Annotated in this window: 16 protein-coding genes; 6 read left to right on the top strand and 10 right to left on the bottom strand. The window is 72.5% G+C overall.

All coding sequences use genetic code 11. From position 1 onward, the window contains the following. Positions 1-32: 32 nt before the first annotated feature. The gene (locus ACIQMU_RS23425) at positions 33-557 is read right to left on the bottom strand and encodes a GNAT family N-acetyltransferase (protein ID WP_402689612.1); all 525 of its coding nucleotides are present in this window, start codon (positions 555-557) and stop codon (positions 33-35) included. A gap of 213 nt (positions 558-770) precedes the next feature. Beyond that, a complete protein-coding gene (locus ACIQMU_RS23420; RefSeq protein ID WP_352242279.1) occupies positions 771-1,736 on the bottom strand; it encodes a DUF389 domain-containing protein in 966 nt (321 codons plus the stop codon). A gap of 244 nt (positions 1,737-1,980) precedes the next feature. Between ACIQMU_RS23420 and ACIQMU_RS23415 the strand changes: the two genes are divergently transcribed. Then, positions 1,981-2,247, top strand: coding sequence for a DUF6011 domain-containing protein (locus tag ACIQMU_RS23415; protein ID WP_352242280.1), 267 nt, complete (start codon positions 1,981-1,983; stop codon positions 2,245-2,247). Between the two features lie 12 nt (positions 2,248-2,259). Here ACIQMU_RS23415 and ACIQMU_RS23410 read toward each other — a convergent pair whose 3' ends face one another. Continuing rightward, on the bottom strand, positions 2,260-3,132 hold the full coding sequence (locus ACIQMU_RS23410) for an acyl-CoA thioesterase II (RefSeq protein ID WP_352242281.1): 873 nt from the start codon (positions 3,130-3,132) through the stop codon (positions 2,260-2,262). 41 nt (positions 3,133-3,173) lie between these two features. Further along, positions 3,174-5,687, bottom strand: a complete 2,514-nt coding sequence (locus ACIQMU_RS23405) for a DUF3516 domain-containing protein (protein ID WP_352242282.1) — start codon at positions 5,685-5,687, stop codon at positions 3,174-3,176. 138 nt (positions 5,688-5,825) lie between these two features. On the opposite strand from ACIQMU_RS23405, the gene ACIQMU_RS23400 reads away from it, so the two are divergent. Then, positions 5,826-6,617 (top strand): metal-dependent hydrolase, encoded by a 792-nt coding sequence (locus ACIQMU_RS23400; RefSeq protein ID WP_352242283.1) that lies wholly within the window; start codon positions 5,826-5,828, stop codon positions 6,615-6,617. 56 nt (positions 6,618-6,673) lie between these two features. Further along, a complete protein-coding gene (locus tag ACIQMU_RS23395) occupies positions 6,674-8,209 on the top strand; it encodes an ATP-dependent DNA ligase (RefSeq protein WP_352242284.1) in 1,536 nt (511 codons plus the stop codon). Positions 8,210-8,252: 43 nt separating this feature from the next. On the opposite strand, the gene ACIQMU_RS23390 is transcribed toward ACIQMU_RS23395, so the two are convergent. Then, positions 8,253-9,614 (bottom strand): NAD(P)/FAD-dependent oxidoreductase, encoded by a 1,362-nt coding sequence (locus ACIQMU_RS23390; protein ID WP_356727300.1) that lies wholly within the window; start codon positions 9,612-9,614, stop codon positions 8,253-8,255. A gap of 255 nt (positions 9,615-9,869) precedes the next feature. Here ACIQMU_RS23390 and ACIQMU_RS23385 point away from each other — a divergent pair, with 255 nt between their 5' ends. Further along, positions 9,870-11,426 carry a fused MFS/spermidine synthase gene (locus ACIQMU_RS23385; protein ID WP_402689611.1) on the top strand — a complete coding sequence of 519 codons (1,557 nt, stop codon included), beginning with the start codon at positions 9,870-9,872 and terminating at the stop codon, positions 11,424-11,426. Positions 11,427-11,450: 24 nt separating this feature from the next. Here the strand turns inward: ACIQMU_RS23385 and ACIQMU_RS23380 are convergent, their stop codons facing one another. From ACIQMU_RS23380 to ACIQMU_RS23365, 4 genes are all read right to left on the bottom strand, one after another. Beyond that, positions 11,451-13,232 (bottom strand): ABC transporter ATP-binding protein, encoded by a 1,782-nt coding sequence (locus tag ACIQMU_RS23380; RefSeq protein WP_402689610.1) that lies wholly within the window; start codon positions 13,230-13,232, stop codon positions 11,451-11,453. Then, positions 13,229-15,091, bottom strand: coding sequence for an ABC transporter ATP-binding protein (locus tag ACIQMU_RS23375; protein ID WP_352242288.1), 1,863 nt, complete (start codon positions 15,089-15,091; stop codon positions 13,229-13,231). Before ACIQMU_RS23375 ends, ACIQMU_RS23380 begins: the two co-directional genes overlap by 4 nt. 161 nt (positions 15,092-15,252) lie before the next feature. Further along, positions 15,253-16,728, bottom strand: a complete 1,476-nt coding sequence (locus ACIQMU_RS23370; RefSeq protein WP_402689609.1) for a Gfo/Idh/MocA family protein — start codon at positions 16,726-16,728, stop codon at positions 15,253-15,255. Positions 16,729-17,065: 337 nt separating this feature from the next. After that, positions 17,066-17,617, bottom strand: a complete 552-nt coding sequence (locus tag ACIQMU_RS23365; RefSeq protein ID WP_402689608.1) for a MarR family transcriptional regulator — start codon at positions 17,615-17,617, stop codon at positions 17,066-17,068. 115 nt (positions 17,618-17,732) lie between these two features. On the opposite strand from ACIQMU_RS23365, the gene ACIQMU_RS23360 reads away from it, so the two are divergent. Together ACIQMU_RS23360 and mltG are read left to right on the top strand one after the other, a co-directional pair. Further along, on the top strand, positions 17,733-19,550 hold the full coding sequence (locus ACIQMU_RS23360; RefSeq protein ID WP_402689607.1) for an ABC transporter ATP-binding protein: 1,818 nt from the start codon (positions 17,733-17,735) through the stop codon (positions 19,548-19,550). 640 nt (positions 19,551-20,190) lie between these two features. Continuing rightward, positions 20,191-21,045: an endolytic transglycosylase MltG gene (mltG, locus tag ACIQMU_RS23355; protein WP_356727286.1), complete on the top strand. Its 855-nt coding sequence runs from the start codon at positions 20,191-20,193 to the stop codon at positions 21,043-21,045. 23 nt (positions 21,046-21,068) lie between these two features. Here the strand turns inward: mltG and ACIQMU_RS23350 are convergent, their stop codons facing one another. Continuing rightward, entirely contained in the window at positions 21,069-22,187 is a 1,119-nt protein-coding gene (locus tag ACIQMU_RS23350) for an NAD(P)-binding domain-containing protein (protein ID WP_402689606.1), read from the bottom strand. Positions 22,188-22,270 lie beyond the last annotated feature (83 nt).

The following is a 22,270-nucleotide window of genomic DNA, read 5'->3' as shown; positions in this document are numbered from 1 at the left end:
TGCGTGGTGGTGCCCATGGTGCGGCCCGCCGCTCACGGAGCGGCGAGCTCCTTGTAGTAGAAAGTGGTCGGCTTGAGGCTGCCCGCCGGATCCGCCGCGTATCCCGGTACGCTCCCGACCTTCGTCCAACCCGCCTTGCAGTAGACCTGCTCGGCCAGGCTGCCGCTCTCGGTGTCCAGGATCAGCAGCGTGATGCCCTCGGTCGCCGCGTACGCCTCGACCGCGGACAGCAGCGCCCCGCCGAGCCCCTGGCCGCGCGCCGAGGGACGGACCATCAACTTGGCGACCTCCGCGCGGTGCCGGGCGTTCGGCAGCGGAGCGCGGACCAGGGCGATCGTCCCGGAGACCCGGCCGCCCTCCCGGGCGATCCAGATGCCGACCCGCCCGGCCTCCACGTCGAGGGCGCGCTCACGCCACCAGGCGGCGGCCGTCTCCCGGTCCAGCGGGGCCAGGAAGCCCACCGAGGCCCCCTCCTCGACGGTCTCGACCAGGAGGCAGGCCAGGTCGTCGGCGTACGTGACCAGCTCGGGGGCGGACACGTGGACGATCTCGGTCATGGGCGGGAGTCCTTTCACAGGGCGGGATCAGAGCGGGATTCGGGGGGACCGTACGGCCCCGGGGCGGAGACTGTCTCCAGGGTGCACGGTGCGCGTCAACCCGGTGGCGGCCACCCCCCCACCGGGCCGTCCACCCGTTCGGGCGGTGCGACTCCGGGACGGCGGAAGCGCCGCCGCCGCTTCCGGAACGGGAGGTACCCCGTCCCGGGTCCGTCAGTCCCCTCGGGCGAGGCGGCGGTCGCGGTCCCGCCGGAGGCCGACTCTCCGCCACACCGCCCGCTGGGTCTTCAGCGTGGCGGTGCCCACGACGATCAGGACCAGGATGTTCACCACGAGCTGGATGGCCGAACCCCGTACGTCGGACCAACTGGTGAACGCCGTCGACACGGCGACGTCCGCGGCGGCCGGGATCGTCGTCACGGAGATGAACACACCGAGCAGCGCGCTCGTCCGGGCCTCGGTGAGCGACACGATCCCGACGATCCCGGCCAGGATGGCGACGGCGACCGAGAGGAAGTTCGGCGTGTCGATGAGGTGGGAGACGGGGCGCAGCCCCTGGTCGAACGCCTCCGACTGGAGCCCGAAGCCCCGGATGAAGAGGGCGAAGAGGAAGGTGACGGCCATGGTGAGGAGGAAACCTGCCCCCAGGGCGGCCAGCCCGCCGCGCACCATGGCCGGGTGGGCCCGGTCGATCCCCAGCGCCACGCTGACGATGGCTCCGTACTCCGGTCCGACGACCATCGCCGCCACGATCAAGATCGGCGAGTTGGTGACGATCCCGACCGAACCGATCAGCCCGGCGACGACCAGGTAGAGATAGAAGCTCGGCGGGTAGCGCCCGCCGGCCCTGATGCGTGCCTCGACCTGCTCCCAGACGGGCGCCCGGCTCAGCGGCCCCAGCTCGCGCCGGCCGCCCTCGGCGGCCCTGCCGGAGAAGGCCATGTCGACGGGCTCGATGACGAGGGAACCGCGCTGGTCGAGCCGGACGGCGCGCAGGCGGCGCAACACGTCGTTCGCCGCCCCCGTCAGCACGTCGCACGCGATCGAGTCGCCGTCCGGATTGCGCGCGACGTCGCGCAGGACGATGAGATCGAGCACACAGGGGTCGTCCGAGAGCAGGGCGACGACCTCGTCGGTCAGGTCCGGCGGGCTCACCGCGCGGATGTGGATCATGTCCATCCCGGCACCTCCGCGGCTCCCTGCTCTGTCGGACGGAGCTCCGCCCGGCCGACGGCCCGGGGCTCACTCCAGTAACGCGGCCGCGGCCCCGTACGGCAAACCGGAAGCCCGGCGGGACCCGCGCAGCCGCGTCCCGCCGGAGGCCGAGGCCCGCGCCCGTGACGCGGCGCCGCCCGGGCGGCCACGAGCCGGGCCGACACCGCCCCCGCGGGCGGCCACGGAGCCGTACTGGGAGGATCGGGGCGTGGACACCGCCGACGCCTTCCTCGAACCGCTGCCCGGGGCCGACAGCGCCCCGGCGCGCCCCGCCCCGCCGGGCACGGCGGCCGACGACAGCCGGCCCGAGGGCCGCCCTCTCGTCCGCTGCCGCCTCTGCGGCCGGCCCCTCACCGGAGCCGGCTCGCGGCGCGCCGGCCTCGGCCCGTCCTGCGACGCCAAGCTGCACCCCGCGCCGCCGGACATCCGCACCCGCCGCCACGAGGTCGACCAGGACCCGCTGCCCGGCACCTGAACCGCGGCGGGCCTACTGCTCCAGTCGCCGGAACAGCCCCTCCTGCACCACCGACACCAGCAGCTGCCCCGAACGGTCGTAGATCCGCCCCCGCGCCAGGCCCCGGCCGCCCGTGGCGATCGGGGACTCCTGGTCGTACAGGAACCACTCGTCCGCGCGGAACGGCCGGTGGAACCACATGGCGTGGTCCAGCGAGGCCATGTCGAACCCGCGCGGACCCCACAGCGGCTCCACCGGGATACGGACCGCGTCCAGCAGCGTCATGTCGCTCGCGTACGTCAGCGCGCAGGTGTGCACCAGGGGGTCGTCGCCCAGCGGGCCCACCGCCCGCATCCACACCGCGCTGCGCGGATCGGCGTCCGTGATCTCGTCGTGCGTCCAGCGCAGCCGGTCGACGTAGCGGATGTCGAAGGGCTGCCGCCGGGCCATCCGCTCCAGCGCCTCGGGCAGCGCCCCCAGGTGCTCACGCACCTCCTCGGCGACCGTCGGCAGCTCCTCCGGGTCCGGGACGATCCGGGCCGGCGGCAACTGGTGCTCGAAGCCCGCCTCCTCGGGGCGGTGGAAGGACGCCGTCAGGTTGAAGATCGTCCGGCCCTCCTGGACGGCCGTCACCCGCCGGGTGGTGAAGGACCGGCCGTCCCGGACCCGCTCCACCTGGTAGACGATCGGCACCCCGGGACGCCCCGGCCGCAGGAAGTAGGCGTGCAGCGAGTGCACCGGCCGCTCCCCGTCGGTGGTCCGGCCCGCCGCCACCAGCGCCTGACCCGCGACCTGCCCGCCGAAGACCCGTTGCAGGGACTCCTCGGGACTGCGGCCGCGGAAGATGTTGACCTCGATCCGCTCCAGGTCGAGCAGGTCGACCAGCAGCTCGGCCGGATTCGTCATACGGTCGCTCCCCGCTTCTTCCGCTTGCTCAGCCGGTCCGCTCACAGCTGGCCCACCTCGGTGACCCGGACGACCGCGCGGCCCTCCTCGTCCGACGCGGCGAGGTCCACCTCCGCCTTGATGCCCCAGTCGTGGTCGCCCGCCGGGTCGGCGAACGCCTGCCAGACCCGCCACAGCCCGTGCGCCGGGTCCTCATCGATCTTCAGCAGCTTCGGACCGCGCGCGTCGGGACCGGTGCCGATCTCCTCGTGCGCGTCCCAGTACGCGTCCAGCGCCTCGCCCCACTCGTCCTCGTCCCACCCGGCGTCGCCGTCCAGCTCGCCCAGGTCCCGGACCCGGTCCAGCGCGGCCAGCTCCACCCGGCGGAACATCGCGTTGCGGACCAGCACCCGGAAGGCACGAGTGTTGGCGGTGACCGGCTTGACCTCGTCCGCCCGCTCCTGCGCCTGCTCGGCGGTCTGCACCTCGGGGTTGGCCAGCTGCTCCCATTCGTCCAGCAGACTGGAGTCCACCTGGCGCACCATCTCGCCGAGCCAGGAGATCAGGTCCTGGAGGTCCTCCGACTTCACGTCGTCCGGGATCGTGTGCTCCAGCGCCTTGTACGCGCTCGCCAGATACCGCAGCACGATGCCCTCGGTCCGGGCCAGCTCGTAGTGCGAGGTGAACTCCGTGAAGGTCATGGCCCGCTCGAACATGTCCCGGATCACCGACTTCGGCGACACCGGGTGGTCGTTCACCCACGGGTGGCTCGTGCGGTACACGTCGTAGGCGTGCCACAGCAGCTCGCTCAGCGGCTTCGGATACGTGACGTCCTGGAGCAGTTCCATCCGCTCCTCGTACTCGACCCCGTCCGCCTTCATCTGGCCCACGGCCTCGCCGCGCGCCTTGTTCTGCTGCGCGGCCAGGATCTGCCGGGGATCGTCGAGCGTCGACTCGACGACCGAGACCATGTCCAGCGCGTACGAGGGGGACTCGGCGTCCAGCAGGTCGAACGCGGCCAGCGCGAACGTCGACAGCGGCTGGTTGAGCGCGAAGTCCTGCTGGAGGTCGACCGTCAGCCGCACGATACGGCCCTCGGCGTCCGGCGTCTCCAACCGCTCCACCACGCCGCCGTCCAGCAGCGAGCGGTAGATGGCGAGGGCCCGCCGGATGTGCCGCAGCTGCGCCCGGCGCGGCTCGTGGTTGTCCTCCAGCAGATGCCGCATCGCCTCGAACGCGTTGCCCGGCCGGGCGATGACCGCCAGCAGCATCGTGTGCGTGACCCGGAAGCGCGAGCTCAGCGGCTCGGGTTCCGAGGTGATCAGCTTGTCGAACGTGGTCTCCGACCAGGAGACGAAGCCCTCCGGGGCCTTCTTCCGGACCACCTTGCGCTTCTTCTTCGGGTCGTCGCCCGCCTTCTTGACGGCCTTCTCGTTCTCGATGACGTGCTCGGGGGCCTGCGCCACGACGAATCCGGCCGTGTCGAACCCGGCCCGCCCGGCCCGGCCGGCGATCTGGTGGAACTCCCGCGCGCGGAGGGTCCGCACCCGGGTGCCGTCGTACTTGGTGAGAGCCGTGAACAGCACCGTGCGAATGGGGACGTTGACACCGACGCCGAGCGTGTCCGTGCCGCAGATCACCTTCAGCAGACCCGCCTGGGCCAGTTTCTCCACCAGACGGCGGTACTTGGGCAGCATCCCCGCGTGGTGCACCCCGATGCCGTGGCGCACGTAACGGGAGAGGTTCTGGCCGAACTTGGTGGTGAAGCGGAAGCTGCCGATCAGATCGGCGATCTTCTCCTTCTCCTCCTTCGTGCACATGTTGATGCTCATCAGCGACTGCGCCCGCTCCACGGCCGCCGCCTGCGTGAAGTGCACGATGTAGACCGGCGACTGCCGGGTGTCCAGCAGCTCGGTCAGCGTCTCGGTGATCGGCGTGAAGCGGTATTCGTAACTGAGCGGGACCGGGCGGGTCGCGGAGCGCACGACGGAGGTGGGGCGGCCGGTGCGGCGGGTCAGGTCCTTCTCGAACATCGCGACGTCGCCGAGCGTCGCGGACATCAGCACGAACTGGGCCTGCGGCAGTTCCAGCAAGGGGATCTGCCAGGCCCAGCCCCGGTCCGGCTCGGCGTAGAAGTGGAACTCGTCCATCACGACCTGGCCGATGTCGGCGTACTTGCCGTCGCGCAGCGCGATGGAGGCCAGCACCTCGGCCGTACAGCAGATCACCGGGGCGTCCGCGTTGACCGACGCGTCGCCGGTGAGCATGCCGACGTTCTCGGTGCCGAAGAGCTTGCACAGGTCGAAGAACTTCTCCGACACCAGCGCCTTGATCGGCGCGGTGTAGAAGGTGACCTTGTCCTGCGCCAGCGCCGTGAAGTGGGCGGCGGCCGCCACCAGGCTCTTTCCGGAGCCGGTCGGGGTGGAGAGGATCACGTTCGCCCCGGAGACCACCTCGATCAGTGCTTCCTCCTGAGCCGGATAGAGGGTGATGCCCTGGCTCTCGGTCCATGAGGAGAACGCCTCGAAGAGGGCGTCCGGGTCGGGGGTCTTGGGCAGCTGGTCGATGAGGGTCACACCCCCCATCTTGCCTGTCTTCCGCCCGGATGAGGGAACCGGCCGAGGGCACGAAGATCACGGACGATACGCTGCGCTCTCAACCTGCCCGCGCCGTACCGGTGATGGGCGCGCGCGTACTGGGGGCGGGAAAAGACCATGATGGGACCGGCACACTCTCTGTCAGGGGCAGCGGCCTGGCTGGGGGTGGGCGCGGCGGCCGCCGCCGCGGGCCACGCGATGCCCTGGCCCGTCCTCGTCGTCGGGGCGCTGATCTGCGCGGGCGCCGCGCTCGCCCCCGACCTCGACCACAAGTCCGCGACCATCTCGCGTGCCTTCGGACCCGTCTCCAAAACGCTCTGCGAAGTCGTCGACAAGCTCTCCTACGCCGTCTACAAGGCCACCAGGGGCGCCGGCGACCCCCGCCGCACCGGCGGCCACCGGACGCTGACGCACACCTGGCTCTGGGCCGTCCTCATCGGCGGCGGCGCTTCCGCCGCGGCGGTCTTCGGCGGACGCTGGGCCGTTCTGGCGATCCTCTTCGTCCACCTCGTGCTCGCGGTCGAGGGCCTGCTGTGGCGGGCCGCCCGGGTCTCCAGCGACGTCCTCGTCTGGCTGCTCGGCGCCACCAGCGCCTGGATCCTCGCGGGCGTCCTGGACCAGCCCGGCAAGGGGGCCGACTGGCTGTTCGACGCACCCGGCCAGGAGTACCTCTGGCTCGGTCTGCCGATCGTGCTCGGCGCCCTGGTCCACGACATCGGCGACGCGCTCACCGTCTCGGGCTGCCCGATCCTGTGGCCCATCCCGATCGGCCGCAAGCGCTGGTACCCGCTCGGCCCTCCCAAGTTCATGCGGTTCCGGGCGGGCAGCTGGGTGGAGATGAAGGTGCTGATGCCGGCCTTCATGGTCCTCGGGGGAGTGGGCGGCGCCGCCGCCCTCAACTACATATGACGCCCCGCGCCCCTCGTGGGCGGGCATCGCGGCCCCGCCCGTAGCACCATGGCACCATGCTGCTCGCCGAGCTCGCCCAGGTGTCCCTGGAGGTCGCCGCCACCTCCGCCCGGTCCCGCAAGGTGGCGCTCCTCGCCGGCCTCTTCCGGGACGCCGGACCCGAGGACGTGCCCGTCGTCATCCCGTACCTCGCCGGGCGGCTGCCCCAGGGCCGCATCGGCGTGGGCCGCCGGAGCCTGGGGGACCCGGTGGAACCCGCCCCCCGGCCCACGCTCACCGTCACCGGCGTCGACGCCGAGCTGACCGCCCTCGCCGCCACCTCCGGCCCGGGGTCCCAGGCCCGGCGCCGGAGCCGCCTGCGCGATCTGTTCGCCGCGGCCACCGCCGACGAGCAGCGCTTCCTGTGGGCCCTGCTCACCGGCGAGGTACGCCAAGGCGCCCTGGACGCCGTCGCCGCGGACGCCCTGGCGCACGCCGCCGGAGCACCGCCCGCCGACGTCCGGCGGGCCGTGATGCTCGCCGGATCGCTCCAGGACGTCGCCCCCGTCCTCCTCGCGGAAGGCCCGGAGGCGCTCGCCGCCTTCCGTCTCACCGTCGGGCGGCCCGTCCAGCCGATGCTCGCCCGGAGCGCCGCCTCGGTCGGTGAGGCCCTCGGCGAACTGGGCCCCTGCGCGGTCGAGGAGAAGCTGGACGGAATCCGCGTCCAGGTCCACCGGGACGGGGACGACGTCCGTGCCTACACCCGGACACTCGACGACATCACCGACCGGCTCCCCGAACTCGTCACGGCGGTCGCCGGACTCGACGCGGGCCGCTTCGTCCTCGACGGCGAGGTGATCGCGCTGGGGGAGGACGGCAGGCCCCGGCCGTTCCAGGAGACGGCGTCCCGGGTGGGCTCGCGGCGGGACGTGGCCGGGGCGGCCGCGCACGTGCCCGTCGTCCCCGTCTTCTTCGACGCGCTTCTCGTCGACGACGTGGACCTGCTCGACCTGCCCTTCACCGACCGCCACGAGGCCCTCGCCCGGCTCCTTCCCGAGCACCTGCGCGTCCGGCGCGCCCTCGTCGCCGACCCGGACGACCCCACGGCCCGCGCGGCGGCCGACGCGTTCCTCGCCGACACCCTGGAACGCGGCCACGAGGGCGTCGTCGTCAAGGACCTGTCCGCCGCCTACAGCGCGGGCCGCCGGGGCGCGTCCTGGCTGAAGGTGAAGCCCGTGCACACCCTGGACCTGGTGGTGCTGGCCGTCGAGCGGGGCAGCGGCCGGCGCACCGGCAAGCTCTCCAACCTGCACCTGGGCGCCCGCCGGCCCGACGGCACGTTCGCGATGCTCGGCAAGACGTTCAAGGGGCTCACGGACGCCCTGCTGGACTGGCAGACCGAGCGGTTGGCGGAGCTGGCGACCGACGACGACGGCCACGTCGTCACCGTGCGCCCGGAACTCGTCGTGGAGATCGCCTACGACGGACTCCAGCGCTCCACCCGCTACCCCGCCGGGGTCGCCCTCCGGTTCGCCCGCGTCCTGCGCTACCGGGAGGACAAGACCGCGCGGGAGGCGGACACCGTGGAGACGGTCCTGTCCCGGCAGCGGTGAGCGCGCCCCGCGGACACGGGGCGCGCTCACACGGCGCCGGCGCTCAGTGCTTGATGACCGTCGCCGCCGTGTGCTCCTTGATCTGCTCGGGCGTGAGATAGGCGTCCGTGTACTCGAAGTCCCGCAGCGTCGCCGGCTTGCGGGACTGGAACCCGGTCCGTACGAAGTCGTCACCGGCGACCGCGTTCAGCATCCAGTTCGTCATGACCCGGGTCTTGGCGACGTTCGTCCGCAGCGCCGACCAGTGGTAGCCCCGCGCCACCGCCTGCGCGGGCAGCCCGCGCAGTTCGATGCCCAGCGGCTTGGAGACGGCGTCCGTGCCGCCGAGGTCCACGACGAGCCCCAGGTCCTTGTGCTCGTAGTCCCGGAGCGGCTGATGACGCAGCGAGGCGATCAGATTGTCCGCCAGCACGCGGCCCTGGCGCATCGCGTGCTGCGCGGTAGGCGGGCAGACCGCGCCGTCGCCCTTGGCCAGGTCGGGCACCGCGGCCGCGTCGCCGAGCGAGAACACCCCTTCCGAACCCGGCAGTTTCAGCTGCGGGGTCACCGCGAGCCGACCGCGTACCGTCTCCGCGCCGAGGGTGGCGATCAGGGGGCTGGCGGCCACACCGGCGGTCCAGATGAGGGTCCGGCAGGGCAGCACCCGGCCGTCGGTGAACGTGACCTCCTCCGGTCCCGCCTCGGCGATCGAGACGCCGAGCGAGACCTCGATGTTCCGCTTGCGGAGCACCTCCAGGGCGGCGTTCCCCAGTTTGTCGCCCAGCTCCGGCATGAGTTTGGGCGCGATGTCGATCAGATGCCACTTGATCAGCCTCGGGTCCAGCCGCGGATAGTGCTTGATGGCGTTGGTGGTGAGGCGCTGGAGGCAGGCCGCCGTCTCCGTGCCCGCGTAACCGCCGCCGACCACCACGAACTGGAGCCGGGAGGCCCGCTCGGCCTCGTCCTGGCTGGCATCGGCCAGATCCAGCTGGGAGATGACGTGGTCGCGGATGTACGCGGCCTCGGCCAGCGTCTTCATCCCGCGGGCGTGGTCGAGCAGACCGGGGATGTCGAAGGTCCGGGTGACGCTGCCCGCGGCCAGCACGATGTAGTCGTACGGCTCGTTGACGATCTCGTCCGTGATCTTCCGGATCACGCAGACCTTGGCCTTGGTGTCCACGCCGATCGCCCCGCCCGGCACGATCCGGGTGCGGTGACGGCGGCTGCGGCGCAGCGACAGCGCCACCGACTGGGGTGTGAGCACCCCGGAGGCCACCTGGGGGAGCAGCGGCAGATACAGCTGGTAGGAGAACGGTGTGACGAGCGTGATCTGGGCCTCTCCCGGAGCGAGCCTGCGCTCCAGGCGGCGTACGCACTCGACGCCTGCGAAGCCGGCGCCGACAACGAGAATCCTGGGTGGTGCCACGGTCTGCGTCCCTTCTCGGGCTTGCGTGGTTCTGCGCTCGCCTGCCCCGTTTTCCGGGTGATTCACCCTCATCCTCACCGGACGGCCCGGCATCCGCCTCCCGGCAGGGGTGAACGGGGGCCCGCTCGCCGGGGCGAGCGCGGTCGGCGCCCGCGCCGGGAACCCGCCCGCCGGGGCGTCGACGGGCCGGTGTACCGCCCCCGCTGCGCCCGGGACGACGGGAGCTGGGCCGTTGCCCCGTGCGAGGATGCTGCGGTGACCACATCGCCCTCCTCGCCCGTGGCCGACGCCCCTTCCACAGCCGGTTGCCCGCCCGGCGATCACGGACTGGGCCCCCGGGCCGCGGGCGTCCTCGTGTTCGGATCCTCGGCCGCGGTCCTGGTGGTCGAGATCGTCGCCCTGCGGCTTCTGGCCCCGTACCTCGGCCTCACCCTGGAAACCAGCACGATGGTGATCGGCATCGCCCTCACCGCCATCGCGCTCGGCTCCTGGCTGGGCGGGCGCGTCGCGGACCGGATCGACCCGCACCGGCTCATCGCCCCGGCGCTCGGCGTGTCGGGCGTGGTCGTCGCGCTCACCCCACTTCTGCTGCGCACCACCGCTCAGTGGTCCCCGGCGCTGCTCCTGCTGGTCGCCTCGGCGACCCTGCTGATCCCCGGCGCCCTGCTCTCCGCGGTGACGCCGTTCGTGACGAAGCTGCGGCTCACCAGCCTCGCCGAGACCGGCACGGTCGTCGGGCGCCTGTCGGGCGTGGGCACCTTCGGCGCCATCGTCGGCACCGTCCTCACCGGATTCGTCCTGATCTCGCGGCTGCCCGTCAGCTCCATCCTGATCGGCCTCGGTGCCCTGCTGGTGGCCGGCGCCGCGCTGGCCGGATGGCGGGCCCGGCGCTGGAGGCGCGCCTCGGCCGTGGCGCTCGCCGCGGTCGTCGCCGGCTCCCTCGCCACCGCGTTCGCCCCCGGCGGCTGCGACGCGGAGACCCGCTACCACTGCGCCCGGGTCGTCGCGGACCCCGACCGGGACAGCGGTCGCACGCTCGTCCTCGACGGCCTGAGCCACTCCTACGTCGACGTCGAGGACCCCTCGCACCTGAAGTTCGCGTACGTGCGAGCCATCGCCTCGGTGGTCGACACCGCCTTTCCCGAGGGCGAGCCGCTGACCGCCCACCACATCGGGGGCGGCGGCCTCACCTTCCCCCGCTACCTCGCCGCGTCACGCCCCGGGACCCGCAGCCTGGTCTCCGAGATCGACGGCGGAGTCGTGCGCATCGACCGCGACCGGCTCGGCCTGGGAGGGTCGACCGGTATCGACGTACGCGTGGAGGACGGCCGGCTGGGTCTGCGCAGACTGGAGGCGGGCAGCCACGACCTGGTCGTCGGTGACGCCTTCGGGGGCGTCAGCGTGCCGTGGCACCTGACGACGGCACAGGCGCTGCGCGACGTACGCCGGGTCCTCGACGACGACGGCCTGTACGTCGCCAACCTCATCGACCACGGCGAACTGGCCTTCGCACGCGCCGAGGTCGCCACCCTCGCCGAGACCTTCCCGTACGTCGCCCTCCTCGGAAAGCCCGCGGACATCGGGCTCGACCCGTCCGCGTCGTCCGTGGGCGGCAACCTGGTGGTGGCCGCCTCCCGCCGGCCGGTCGACGCCCCGGCGGTCCAGGCGGCCCTGGACGCCCGGGACGTCGGCTGGAAGATCGCCACCGGCGACGCCCTCGCCTCCTGGACCGGGGACGCCCGGGCGCTCACCGACGACTACGCGCCCGTCGACCAGCTCCTCCAGCCCGACCCCACCCGAACGGCCCGCTAGCCGCGGGGGACGTACCGCAGCCGCTCACCCGTGCCAGGACCGCCACAGCGAGGCGTACGCGCCGTCCGCCGCCACCAGCTCGTCATGGCTGCCCAGTTCGCTGATCCGGCCGTCCTCCACGACCGCGATCACATCCGCGTCGTGCGCGGTGTGCAGCCGGTGCGCGATCGCCACCACCGTGCGGCCCTCCAGCACCCCGGCCAGGGAACGCTCCAGGTGACGCGCGGCCCGCGGGTCCAGCAGCGAGGTCGCCTCGTCCAGCACCAACGTGTGCGGATCGGCCAGCACGAGCCGGGCCAGCGCGATCTGCTGAGCCTGTGCCGGAGTCAGCGCGAACCCGCCCGACCCGACCTCGGTGTCCAGCCCCTTCTCCAGGGCCTTCGCCCAGCCGTCCGCGTCGACCGCGGCCAGCGACGCCCACAGCTCCGCGTCCTTCGCCCCGTCACGGGCCAGCAGCAGGTTGTCCCGGAGCGAACCGACGAAGACGTGGTGCTCCTGGTTGACCAGGGCCACATGCTCGCGGACCCGTTCCGCCGTCATCCGCGACAGCTCCGCCCCGCCGAGCGTCACCTCACCGGTGCGCGGCGCGTAGATGCCCGCCAGCAGACGGCCGAGCGTGGACTTGCCCGCGCCGGAAGGGCCGACGAGGGCGATCCGGGTGCCCGGAGCCACGTCGAGCGACACCTTGTGCAGCACGTCGACGCCTTCCCGGTACCCGAAGCGGACGTCGTCCGCCCGGACGTCCCGGCCGTCCGGCCCGACCCCGGCGTCACCCGCGTCCGGCTCGATCTCCCGGACGCCGACCAGCCGGGCCAGCGACACCTGGGCCACCTGGAGTTCGTCGTACCAGCGCAGGATCAGACCGATCGGGTCGACCATCATCTGGGCCAGCAGCGCACCCGTCGTCAGCTGCCCGACCGTGATCCAGCCCTCCAGCACGAACCAGCCGCCGAGCAGCAGGACCGCGCCGAGGATCGTCACGTACGTCGCGTTGATGACGGGGAACAGCACCGAGCGCAGGAACAGCGTGTACCGCTCCCAGGCCGTCCATTCCGTGATCCGCCGGTCCGACAGCGCCACCCGGCGGCCGCCGAGGCGGTGCGCCTCCACGGTCCGCCCGGCGTCCACGGTCTCCGCGAGCATCGCGGCGACGGCCGCGTAACCGGCGGCCTCCGAACGGTACGCCGAGGGGGCGCGGCGGAAGTACCAGCGGCAGCCCACGATCAGCACCGGCAGCGCGACCAGCACGGCCAGCGCCAGCGGCGGAGCGGTCACCGTCATTGCGCCCAGCAGCAGACCGGCCCACACGATGCCGATCGCCAACTGCGGCACGGCCTCGCGCATCGCGTTCGCCAGCCGGTCGATGTCCGTGGTGATCCGGGACAGCAGATCGCCCGTCCCGGCCCGCTCCAGGACCCCGGGCGGCAGCCCGACGGACCGTACGAGGAAGTCCTCGCGCAAGTCCGCGAGCATCTCCTCGCCCAGCATCGCCCCGCGCAGCCGCATACTGCGGGTGAAGAGGGTCTGGACGACCAGCGCCAGGGCGAAGATCGCCGCGGTGCGTTCCAGGTGCAGGTCGGTGACGCCGTTCGAAAGGTCCTCCACCAGCCCGCCCAGCAGATACGGACCGGTGATCGAGGCGATCACCGCCACCGCGTTGACCGCGACCAGGACGACGAACGCCCTGCGGTGCCGGCGCAGCAGACTCCGTACGTAACTCCGCACGGTCGCCGGCGTGCCCACGGGCAGCGTCGTCGCCGACTCCGGGGCCGCGGGGTCGTACCCCGGGGGTGCGACGCCGATCATGCCCTCTCCTCGATTTCCTGGATGCTCTTCATGGCCGGGACGGCGGTCTCGATGTCCGTCATGGTGTGCGGGGCCGACGCCGCCGCCTCCTCGTCCGTCTCCCGGGTGACGACCGCCCGGTAGCGCGGTTCGGTGCGCAGCAGATCGCGGTGTGCGCCCACGGCGACCACGGTGCCCTCGTGGACGAGGACCACCCGGTCGGCGGCGTCGAGCAGCAACGGCGACGAGGCGAACGCCACCGTCGTACGGCCCCGGCGCAGCTTCGCGATTCCGGCGGCGACCCGCGCCTCGGTGTGCGAGTCGACCGCCGAGGTCGGCTCGTCCAGCACCAGCGCCTCCGGGTCGGTGACCAGGGACCGGGCCAGCGCGAGGCGCTGGCGCTGGCCGCCGGACAGGGACCGTCCGCGCTCGGTGATCCGGGTCCGCATCGGGTCGCCCTCGTTGTCGGGGGACGCCTGCGCCAGGGCGCTGAGCACATCACCGCACTGGGCCGCCTCCAACGCCGCCTCGGCGGTGACCAGGCCCGAGGCCGGGACGTCCAGCAGCTCCTGGAGCGTGCCGGACAGCAGCACCGGGTCCTTGTCCTGGACCAGCACCGCGGCCCGTGCGGCGTCCAGCGGGATCTCGTCCAGGGCGACCGCGCCGAGCAGGACCGACGGCGTCTGCGCAGCCGCCGTCTTCCCGTCGCCCCCGTCCTCCTCGCCGGTCTCCGCGTGCCCGCCGAGCCGTTCGGCCAGCAGGCCGGCCTCGTCCGGATCGCCGCAGACGACGGCGGTGAACTGCCCCCGGGGGGCCATCAGGCCGGTCGCCGGGTCGTACAGATCGCCCGAGGGCGTCACACCCTCGACGGTGGCCTCCCGCGAACTGCGGCGCAGCGACAGCACCCGCACCGCACGCTGGGCGGAGGGCCGCGAGAAGGAGTAGGCCATCGCGATCTCCTCGAAGTGACGGAGGGGGAACAGCATCAGGGTGGCCGCGCTGTAGACGGTGACCAGCTGGCCGACGTCGATGCGGCCGTCCCGGGCCAGCGTCGCCCCGTACCAGACCAGGGAGATCAGCAGGATGCCCGGCAGCAGCACCTGCACCGCCGAGATCAGCGCCCACATCCGGGCGGAGCGCACCGCCGCCGTGCGGACCTCCTGGGAGGCGCGGCGGTAGCGGCCGAGGAACAGCTCCTCGCCGCCGATACCGCGCAGCACGCGCAGTCCGGCGACCGTGTCCGAGGCCAGTTCGGTGGCCTTGCCGGCCTTGTCGCGCTGCTCGTCGGCGCGCCGGGTGGCGCGCGGCAGCAACGGCAGCACGGCCAGGGCGAGCACCGGCATGGCGAGCGCCACGAGCACGCCGAGGGACGGGAGGTAGAAGGCCAGCCCCACGCAGATCACCACGAGGGCGGTGGCGGCCGCGGCGAAGCGGGAGAGCGCCTCGACGAACCAGCCGATCTTCTCCACGTCGCCGGTCGAGACGGCGACGACCTCGCCGGCCGCGACGCGTCGCGTCAGCGCCGAGCCCAGCTCGGCGGTCTTGCGGGCGAGCAGTTGCTGGACGCGGGCGGCGGCGGTGATCCAGTTGGTCACGGCGGTCCGGTGGAGCATGGTGTCGCCGACGGCGATCAGGACGCCGAGGGCCACGATGAGGCCGCCGGCCAACGCGAGCCGCTCCCCCGAGCGGTCGATGACGGCCTGGACGGCGAGACCCACGGTGACCGGGAGACCGGCGATGCCCAACTGGTGCAGCAGCCCCCAGGAGAGGGCCTTCAGCTGCCCCGCGAGCTGGTTGCGCCCCAGCCAGTACAGGAAGCGTGGGCCCGAACGGACATCGGGGTCGCCGGGATCCGAATACGGAAGGTCGCGAATCTGCATGACGTCCCAGGGCTTGTGAAGCAGAGGTCCGGACGGACCTCGAAGAACGGGGTGACGTGCAAGGTTCCCTGTTCCTCCCGGCCGGGGCAACCGGTTTTCCGCCCACTCCCCGGCCCCGCGGGGCCCCGTCCCGTCTCGCCCCGGGACGGGACCCCGGGGCGTCACTCCGCCGGCTTCTCGGAATCCATGCCGGACCGGGCCTTCTTCCACTCGCCCCGGGTGAAGTCCGGGATCGGCAGCGGAGCGCCCTTGGCCTTGATGGAGAGATGGCTCAGCGGCACGGGGGCCGTCCAGGTCGCCGCGTCGTACACGTCGAAGTCGGGGACCAGGCCGAGCCGCATGCACTGCATCAGCCGGAAGACCATCATGTAGTCCATGCCGCCGTGGCCGCCCGGCGGGTTCGCGTGCTCCTTCCACAGCCAGTGGTCCCACTCGGCGTGCCGCGAGAAGTCCGCCCACCGGTGGTCGGTGTTCTCCGGCTCCAGGTAGATCCGCTCCGGATAGTCCTCGAACACGCCCCGCGTACCGCCGAGGCTGTTGATCCGCGAGTACGGGTGCGGGCTCGACACATCGTGCTCCAGCCGGATCACCCGGCCCCTGGCCGTCTGCACGAGGCTGATCGTCCGGTCGGCCCCGATGTACGACTCCTTCCAGCTGGGGTCGCCGGGCGGCATGTGCTCCTCGCGGTACGCGGCGAGCCCCAGGGCCGGTGTGCCGACGCTCGTGATGCTCACGGCCCGGTCGCCCCGGTTGACGTCCATGTAGTTGGCCACCGGACCGAACCCGTGGTTGGGGTAGAGGTCACCGCGCAGCCGGGTGTGCCACAGCCGCCGCCAGGGACCCTCGTAGTAGTCGGGGTCGAACATCAGCCCGCGCAGATCGTGGTTGTAGGCCCCCGCGCCGTGCAGCAGATCGCCGAAGAGGCCCGCGTGCGCCATGCGCAGCACCCGCATCTCGTTCTTGCCGTAGCAGCAGTTCTCCAGCTGCATGCAGTGCCGCCGGGTGCGCTCGGAGAGGTCCACCAACTCCCAGAGCTCGTCCAGCCGCATGGCGATCGGGCACTCCACACCGACGTGCTTCCCGTTCAGCATGGCCGCCTTCGCCATCGGGAAGTGCAGCTCCCAGGGCGTCGCCACATAGACGAAGTCGAGGTCGCCGCGCCGGCAGAGGTTCTCGTAGTCGTCCTCGCCCTTGGCGTAGACGGCGGGGGCCGGCCGGCCTGCGGCCGTGACCTTGGCGGCGGCCCTCTCGGCCTTGTCCCGGACCGGGTCGCAGACCGCCTTCACCTGAACGCCCGGGACGGCGAGGAAGAGGTCGATCATGCTGCCGCCCCGGTTGCCGAGCCCCACGATGCCGACCCGGATCGTCGAGCGGCCCTCGAAACGGACGTCCGCCATCGTGCGGCCCCGCCGGGCGGGGGCTGTGGCGACCGCTTCCGCGGCGGAGCGGGCGGAGGTCTCGGCCGCCGCCGCGGCGCCCCCGGCCAGAGCGCCGAGGCCGAGTCCGGCGCCGGCCACGCCCGCCGTGGTCCACAGCACCGAACGGCGGCTCGGGTCCTGCCGCGTCGTGTCGTCGGCCGCGCCGCTGTGCGGGGGTGTGCCCTGCGGTTCCGGTGCGGGCCGGGCGTCCTCGTTCATCGAGCCTCCAGGTGCGGTCGGGGGTGCGGACGGTGCGCGAGCGCGTCCGGCCCGCGTACGGACGACGCGCGCGGGACCGGGTCTCGGTAAGGACCCTGGAGGCTGAGGCTGACGGTGCGCAAGGGAAGCAGGTGGACTCTCGTCGTCAAACCATGGACTTTCGTCGCGGCACGCCGAAGTCCCGACCGGTGCGACCAATCGGGGTTGGGGAACGCTCAGTTGAGCAGACCGGGCGGAGGGCCGTCCGGTCGGGAGCGGCTGCCCGTGCCGTTCCCGGGCGCAGGGTTTCCGGATCGGGTTTCAGCCGGGGCATGTCGGCCAGCTCCTCGGCGGGTGCTCAGCAGTGGCGCTCCGGCATGCCGTCGACCAGGGCGGACAGCAGCTCGCCGAGCACCTCGCGCTGATCGGTGGTCAGGGGGGCCAGGATCTCCTCCGCGGCGGCCCGGCGCGCGCTGCGCAGGGAGCGCAGGGTGGCGCGTCCCTCGTCCGTGATCTCGACGCGGACCACCCGGCGGCTCTCGGGATCCGGGGCGCGGCGTACCCGGCCGCCGGCCTCCAGGGCGTCGACCAGCGTCGTCACCGCGCGCGGCACGACATCCAGGCGCCGGGCGAGATCCGCCATCCGGGGAGCCGCGTCGTAACTCGCGACCGTCCGCAGCAGCCGGAACTGGGCCGGGGTGATGTCGACCGGCTCCAGCTGGCGGCGCTGGATGCGGTGCAGCCGGCGGGTCAGCCGCAGCAACTGCTCGGCGAGCATGCCGTCGGCGTCGGGCGAGCCGAGCGGGCCGGGCGAGCCGAGCGGGCCGGGCGAGCCGAGCGGGCCGGGCGAGCCGAGCGGGCCGGGGGAGCCGAGCGGGCCGGGCGAGCCGGGGGAATCTGGGGCATCCATACGGGAACAATATCAGGACCTTGTTCATTGTGAGTATAGGTAACAGTGAGCTAGGCTCTCCCTGTGCGAGGGCTGGTGCCACCCGGCCGCCGCCTCACGCCCGACGAAGGAGCCCATGAAACCCGACCGCCCCACGTGGACGCCGCTGCCCGATCCCTGGGCCGACGCCGACCGGCCGCCCGCCGAGGTGCGCCGCATCCTCCGCCTCTTCCACCCCTACCGGGGCCGTCTGGCCGTCGTCGGCCTGCTGGTCGGCGCCTCCTCCCTCGTGTCGGTCGCCTCCCCGTTCCTGCTGCGGGAGATCCTGGACACCGCCATTCCGCAGGGACGCACGGGCCTGCTGACCCTGCTCGCGCTCGGCATGATCCTCACCGCCGTGGTGACCGGTGTCTTCGGCGTGCTCCAGACCTTGATCTCCACGACCGTGGGCCAGCGCGTCATGCACGATCTCCGCACCGCCGTCTACACCCAGCTCCAGCGGATGCCGCTCGCGTTCTTCACCCGCACCCGCACGGGCGAGGTCCAGTCCCGCATCGCCAACGACATCGGCGGCATGCAGGCGACCGTGACCTCCACGGCGACCTCGCTGGTCTCCAACCTCACGGCGGTCATCGCGACCGTCGTCGCCATGCTCGCCCTCGACTGGCGGCTCACCGTCGTCTCGCTGCTCCTGCTGCCGGTCTTCGTCGCGATCAGCCGGCGCGTCGGCCGGGAGCGCAAGAAGATCACCACCCAGCGCCAGAAGCAGATGGCCGCGATGGCCGCCACGGTCACCGAGTCCCTCTCGGTCAGCGGCATCCTCCTCGGCCGCACCATGGGACGCTCCGACTCCCTCACCCGGGGCTTCGCCGAGGAGTCCGAGCGCCTGGTCGACCTCGAAGTGCGCTCCAACATGGCCGGCCGCTGGCGGATGTCCACGATCGGCATCGTGATGGCCGCCATGCCGGCGGTCATCTACTGGGCGGCCGGTCTCACCTTCGCCTCCGGGGCCGCAGCCGTATCCATCGGCACGCTCGTCGCCTTCGTCACGCTCCAGCAGGGGCTGTTCCGCCCGGCGGTCAGCCTGCTCTCCACCGGTGTGCAGATGCAGACCTCCCTGGCCCTCTTCCAGCGCATCTTCGAGTACCTCGACCTCACGGTGGACATCACCGAGCCGGAACACCCGGTCCGCCTGGAGAAGATCCGCGGCGAGATCGCCTTCGAGGACGTCGACTTCAGCTACGACGCGAAGAGCGGACCGACGCTGACCGGCATCGATGTGACCGTCCCCGCGGGCGGCAGCCTCGCGGTCGTCGGATCGACCGGTTCCGGCAAGTCCACCTTGAGCTACCTCGTGCCCCGCCTGTACGACGTCACCGGCGGCCGGGTCACACTCGACGGGGTCGACGTCCGCGACCTGGACTTCGACACCCTCGCCCGGGCGGTCGGCGTCGTCTCCCAGGAGACCTACCTCTTCCACGCCTCGGTCGCCGACAACCTGCGCTTCGCCAAGCCGGACGCGACCGAGGGGGAGATCGAGGCCGCGGCCCGCGCCGCGCAGATCCACGACCACATCGCCTCCCTGCCCGACGGCTACGACACCCTGGTCGGTGAGCGCGGCTACCGCTTCTCGGGCGGCGAGAAGCAACGCCTCGCCATCGCCCGCACCATCCTGCGCGACCCGCCGGTCCTGATCCTCGACGAGGCGACCAGCGCGCTCGACACGCGTACGGAACAGGCCGTGCAGGAGGCGATCGACGCCCTGTCCGCCGGACGGACCACGCTCACCATCGCGCACCGGCTCTCCACCGTCCGGGACGCCGACCAGATCATCGTGCTGGAGGACGGCCGGGCCGTCGAGCGCGGTACGCACGAGGAGCTGCTCGGCCGCGACGGCCGCTACGCCGCGCTGATCCGCCGCGACTCCCACCCGGCCCCGGTGCCGGCCCCCTGACGGCCCTCGCCTCGGCCGGCTCCGGTGCCGGGGCCTTTGATGCCACGTCGCGGCGCGCGTACGGAACGGGCACCGCACCGCCTCCCTTCGCCGCACTGCCTCCCCGTGCCGGGCCGGCGGCGAACGGTCGAGCCGGCCCGCGCGGCACACACGGCGGCGCCGCCGCTCCCGTGGGACGGGGAGCGACGGCGCCGGGCGGAGCGATGGTCAGACGAGCCAACCCACGAAGTGGACGACGCCGGCAAGCAGGTTGGTCAGGAAGTTCATCTGGTCTTTCTCCTTGTGCGTGGTGCATCTGTGGGACTGCGCAGTAGCGGTCTGCAGCCCGTTGACTGCGCTCCGCAATCATCACTCCCCGGACGGGTGAAGGGCAACGAATCCCCTGACGATCACGCGTTCCAGCGAACACCCGAACATCCGATCCCTTGTTCGTGTGCACAAGGCTTCGGATATGCGGGGCTCTCGCGTTCAGCGGCCCCTGTGCGCAGGGCTGCCGCCGCGTGCGTTTCCGGGCTGCGCGTGCGCGGCGCTTCCTGGGCTCCGGACAGCGATACGGCGTTCGTGTCGCGTTCCTGTCGTCGGAGCCGACGCCGTGGCCGGGCTACCGGCTGCGGCCCGCGCCCCGGGTTAACGTGCCCGCATGGTGAACGAGTCCCCGGACGCCCGCCCCCGTCGCAGACTCCGCCCGACCCGCCGCGGAAAGATCGTCCTGGTCGTCGGCGCACTGGTCGTCGCGTCGGCCGCCGTCCTGGTCCCGCTTTTCCTGACCGGAACGGACGAGAGGGAGAAGCGGCGCCCGCAGAGCACCCTGACGATTCCCGAGGGCCGTCGGGCCTCCCAGGTGTACGAAGCCGTGGACCGGGCGCTCGGCCTGGAGCCCGGCAGCACGCGCAAGTCCGCGGCGAAGGTGGACCTGGGTCTGCCCGCCCAGGCCGAGGGCAACCCGGAGGGGTACCTCTTCCCGGCCACCTATCCGATCGACGCCGCGACCGAGCCCGCCGCCCTCCTGCGCTACATGGCCGACACCGCCCGCGAACACTTCGGCACGGGCCGCATCACCGCGGGAGCCCAGCGAAACAACGTCTCCGTCTATGACACGGTCACGATCGCCAGCATCGTCCAGGCCGAGGCCGACACCGCGTCGGACATGGGCAAGGTGGCCCGGGTCATCTACAACCGGCTGCTCAAGGACATGCCGTTGCAGATGGACTCCACGCTCAATTACGCACTCAAGCGCTCCACCCTCGACACCACGGCCGACGACACCCGGATCGACAGCCCGTACAACAGCTACCGGATCAAGGGCCTGCCGCCGACGCCCATCGGGAACCCGGGGGACGAGGCGCTGCGCGCGGCTGTCAGCCCCACGCCGGGGCCCTGGCTCTACTTCGTCACGGTGGGCCCCGGAGACACCCGGTTCACCGACAGCTACGACGAGCAGAAGAGGAACGTCGAGGAGTTCAACCGCAGCCGCGGTTCCGCCACCACGGGCTGACCGGGCTCCCCCGACGGGAAAGTTCACGCACCGGGGGCCGGGGCGCCGGCGGCGGTCGCCGCGGCCTCCCGGTCCGGCCGCCCGGCGTCGGTCTCCTCCAGCAGCCGCATGACCGACCGGACCGCCGCGCGCCCCGCGCGGTTGGCGCCGATGGTGCTCGCGGACGGGCCGTACCCGACGAGATGCACACGCCGGTCGTGAACGGCCCTGGTGTCCTCCACCCGGATGCCGCCACCCGGCTCGCGCAGTTTCAGCGGTGCCAGATGGTCCACGGCGGGCCGGAAACCGGTGGCCCAAAGGATCACATCGGCCTGGACGGACCGACCGTCGTCCCAGGTCGCGCCGCTCGGTGTGATCCGGTCGAACATCGGCAGCCGGTCCAGCACCCCCTGTTCCCGGGCCCGCCGCACCGCGTCGGTCATCGGCAGTCCGGTCACGCTGACCACGCTCTGCGGAGGCAGCCCCTCGCGTACCCGCTCCTCCACCATCGCCACGGCCGCCCGCCCCCACTCCTCGGTGAACGGCCCCTCGCGGAAGACCGGTTCGCTCCGGGTCACCCAGAAGGTGTCGGCCGCGTGCTCGGCGATCTCCATCAGATGCTGCGTACCGGAGGCCCCACCCCCGACCACGATGACGCGCTGCCCCGCGAACTCCTCGGGTCCGGGGTAGTTCGCCGTGTGCAGCTGCCGCCCCCGGAACGTCTCCTGGCCCGGGTAGCGCGGCCAGAAGGGCCGGTCCCAGGTGCCGGTCGCGTTGATCAGGGCCCGCGCCGCGTACGTCCCCTCGGACGTCTCCACGAGCAGCCGCCCGCCGCTCCCCTCCCGTACCGCGCTCACCTCCACCGGGCGGTGGACCCGCAGACCGAAGCGCTCCTCGTACGAGGCGAAATACGCGCCGATCACCTCGGACGAGGGCCGGTCGGGGTCGGCTCCGGTCAGCTCCATGCCCGGCAGCGCGTGCATCCCGTGGACCTTGCCGTACGTCAGCGAGGGCCAGCGGAACTGCCACGCGCCGCCCGGCCGGGGCGCGTGGTCCAGCACGACGAAACCGACGTCCGGCTCCAGGCCGACGCGGCGCAGGTGGTGGGCGGCGGACAGCCCCGCCTGCCCCGCGCCGATCACGACCACATCCAGCTCGCGCACCCCAGAAATGTTCACGCTTCTACTAACCGCTCGGGGTTCCGGGATCTTCCCGCACCGGAGCGTGAACATGGCGGCCCGGCCCG

Source organism: Streptomyces sp. NPDC091649, assembly GCF_044756785.1.
Lineage (GTDB): Bacteria > Actinomycetota > Actinomycetes > Streptomycetales > Streptomycetaceae > Streptomyces.
This window is presented reverse-complemented; position numbering and strand designations above follow the sequence as displayed.

What these genes read in the sequence shown, in the direction of transcription:
- ACIQMU_RS23425 (WP_402689612.1), bottom strand. Translation starts at nt 557, where the DNA reads ATGACCGAGATCGTCCACGTGTCCGCCCCCGAGCTGGTCACGTACGCC.
- ACIQMU_RS23420 (WP_352242279.1), bottom strand. Translation starts at nt 1,736, where the DNA reads ATGGACATGATCCACATCCGCGCGGTGAGCCCGCCGGACCTGACCGAC.
- ACIQMU_RS23410 (WP_352242281.1), bottom strand. Translation starts at nt 3,132, where the DNA reads ATGACGAATCCGGCCGAGCTGCTGGTCGACCTGCTCGACCTGGAGCGG.
- ACIQMU_RS23400 (WP_352242283.1), top strand. Translation starts at nt 5,826, where the DNA reads ATGATGGGACCGGCACACTCTCTGTCAGGGGCAGCGGCCTGGCTGGGG.
- ACIQMU_RS23395 (WP_352242284.1), top strand. Translation starts at nt 6,674, where the DNA reads ATGCTGCTCGCCGAGCTCGCCCAGGTGTCCCTGGAGGTCGCCGCCACC.
- ACIQMU_RS23380 (WP_402689610.1), bottom strand. Translation starts at nt 13,232, where the DNA reads ATGATCGGCGTCGCACCCCCGGGGTACGACCCCGCGGCCCCGGAGTCG.
- ACIQMU_RS23375 (WP_352242288.1), bottom strand. Translation starts at nt 15,091, where the DNA reads ATGCAGATTCGCGACCTTCCGTATTCGGATCCCGGCGACCCCGATGTC.
- ACIQMU_RS23370 (WP_402689609.1), bottom strand. Translation starts at nt 16,728, where the DNA reads ATGAACGAGGACGCCCGGCCCGCACCGGAACCGCAGGGCACACCCCCG.
- ACIQMU_RS23365 (WP_402689608.1), bottom strand. Translation starts at nt 17,617, where the DNA reads ATGGATGCCCCAGATTCCCCCGGCTCGCCCGGCCCGCTCGGCTCCCCC.
- ACIQMU_RS23360 (WP_402689607.1), top strand. Translation starts at nt 17,733, where the DNA reads ATGAAACCCGACCGCCCCACGTGGACGCCGCTGCCCGATCCCTGGGCC.
- mltG (WP_356727286.1), top strand. Translation starts at nt 20,191, where the DNA reads ATGGTGAACGAGTCCCCGGACGCCCGCCCCCGTCGCAGACTCCGCCCG.